Genomic DNA, 1,541 nt, shown 5'->3' with positions numbered 1-1,541 from the left:
CTCATCTAGCAGGCTGTTGAAGAACTCAGCCGCGTTCGCAAACGAAGGCTGAATCGTCGCCATTGTGGATGTAGAAGTGGCCGACGAGCCTGCCCGCAGTGCCGATCATAGCCCATCCGCGACCGCAGGACGGATCATTCTCGTCGTGCCCTTCCCATGAGAACTCGGCGCAGGCCGATCCGTCGCGGGCGCCGTAGCGCACGTCCAGGAAGCCCTTGAGAGCCCCAAAGGCGATTTCGCCATCGGACTTGCCCTGGAAGGTGAGATGCGCCTCTTCGGCAAGATCGAGGAACTCGCTGTCCCAGACGTCCATCTCGACGATGCGCCAGCGGCCGACAAAGGCCTTGGCGAAGCCGGGCACCTTGGCCATCAGCCAGTCTCCGCAATCAGCTTCGGCAGCCGCACCAGATTGTAGGCGGCGGCAGCGAAGGTAAAGGCCCATGCGACGCGATCACGGCCACGGAAGCTGGTCTTCTCTTGCCCGGCAACCGTCTTGATCCAGCCGAATGCCTCCTCGATGCGCTTGCGGATGCGCTGACTGATGGCATAGCCGCCGTGCCGGGTCGTTCGTCCGTCAATCGCAGAACTACGGCCGCTGGTGTTCTGTGCAACATGCGGCGTCACGTTCATCGAGCGCAGTTCGTTGACGAAGTCTTCTGCATCGTAGGCTTTGTCGGCGCCAAGCGTGATCGCTGTCGGTCGGTCGGCACGAGGCTCGATCATGTGCAGCGCGGCCACCCGTTCGGCATGCCCGCCGGCCTGCGTCAGGCAGGCGTCGACCAGCAGGCCGTGGCGGTTCTCCATCAGCCCGTGCCCGATGAAGCACAGCTTCGTCTCCTTGCCTTTGCCCTTGCGGTAGAGCCTGGCGTCCGGATCGGTGGTCGAAGCATGGGTGTCATTCGAGCGTTTCTGGCCATGAAAGTCCGCTTCGGCATTGCGCCCGCCGCCTGGCGCTGGCGGCTCGCCGGAGCCGTCCTTCGGCTTGACGCTCTTCATCGAGGCCCAGGCCTCGATCAGCGTACCGTCGACCGAGAAGTGATCGCTCGACAGAAGCCTCTTCACCTTGGGCTGCGCCAGCACCGCCGCCAGGAACTTGGCCGCGATGTCGCCTTCCAGCAGCCGGTCGCGGTTCTTCGAGAACACCGAATGGTCCCAGGCTGCGTCGTCAACGCCGATTCCGACGAACCAGCGGAACAGCAGGTCGTATTCCAGTCGCTCCATCAGAAGCCGCTCCGAGCGGATCGAATAAAACGCCTGCAACAGCATCGCCCGCAGCAGCTTCTCCGGCGGGATCGACGGCCGCCCAATTGGCGAATAGAGCGCGGCAAACTCTCGCTCCAGCGCCGACAGCCCTTCGTTCACAATCGTCCGGATCGCTCGCAGCGGATGATTACGCCGCACCCGCGCCTCCAGGTCGACGTAGCTGAACAGTTCGCCCGTTCGATTGTCGCCGCCGCGCACGCACCATCTCCGAATCTCATCGGAGCCAATGAATCACGGTCGCCGGTCGGCGGCGAGCGCCTTTTTCAACAGCCTGCTAG

The 1,541-nt window shown here is 63.5% G+C and carries 2 protein-coding genes; both read right to left on the bottom strand.

Annotation, left to right across the window (positions count from 1 at the left end):
- Nucleotides 1-25 precede the first annotated feature (25 nt).
- Nucleotides 26-370 (bottom strand): hypothetical protein, encoded by a 345-nt coding sequence (locus EAV90_RS39135; RefSeq protein WP_122402509.1) that lies wholly within the window; start codon nucleotides 368-370, stop codon nucleotides 26-28.
- On the bottom strand, nucleotides 370-1,461 hold the full coding sequence (locus tag EAV90_RS39130) for an IS5 family transposase (RefSeq protein WP_122402508.1): 1,092 nt from the start codon (nucleotides 1,459-1,461) through the stop codon (nucleotides 370-372). The genes EAV90_RS39135 and EAV90_RS39130 overlap by 1 nt, the downstream gene beginning before the upstream one ends.
- Nucleotides 1,462-1,541: the final 80 nt, after the last annotated feature.

It is taken from the genome of Bradyrhizobium vignae (genome assembly GCF_004114425.1).
Classification (GTDB): domain Bacteria; phylum Pseudomonadota; class Alphaproteobacteria; order Rhizobiales; family Xanthobacteraceae; genus Bradyrhizobium; species Bradyrhizobium vignae.
The sequence above is the reverse complement of the archived record's forward strand: the minus strand, read 5'-3'. Positions and strand labels throughout refer to the sequence as shown.

Excerpts from the sequence above, each read along its gene's own strand:
- EAV90_RS39135 (WP_122402509.1), bottom strand. The coding sequence starts at position 370 with ATGGCCAAGGTGCCCGGCTTCGCCAAGGCCTTTGTCGGCCGCTGGCGC.